Source organism: Paraburkholderia sp. SIMBA_053 (assembly GCF_046534895.1).
GTDB classification, from domain to species: Bacteria; Pseudomonadota; Gammaproteobacteria; order Burkholderiales; family Burkholderiaceae; genus Paraburkholderia; species Paraburkholderia caledonica.
Map to the genome: position 1 here is coordinate 1 of NZ_JAWRXU010001252.1, position 251 is coordinate 251.

Here is a 251-nt window from a genome sequence, read left to right on the forward strand (position 1 = left end):
GCGAATTGTGGGCGCGCGTCGCGGGAGAGTTCGCCGAAGGCGAGCGCGTCACGCTGCGCGTGCCGCCGTCGCGCACGCTGGTCTACGACGGAGAGCCGTCATGAGCACGCTGACGCCCGCTGCCGCAGCGACACCCGTCGCGCAACGTGACGGCAAGGCGTGGCTCGTGTCGCCCGCCTTGCTGTTCATCCTCGCGCTGTTCGTCTACCCGTTCGTCTACGGCCTCGCGCTGTCCTTCAGTCCGATGGAAG

The 251-nt window shown here is 68.9% G+C and carries 1 pseudogene; it reads left to right on the forward strand.

The window, feature by feature from the left end:
• Window positions 1-100 precede the first annotated feature (100 nt).
• Window positions 101-251: pseudogene (locus tag SB753_RS39645) on the forward strand (ABC transporter permease); the annotation flags it as partial.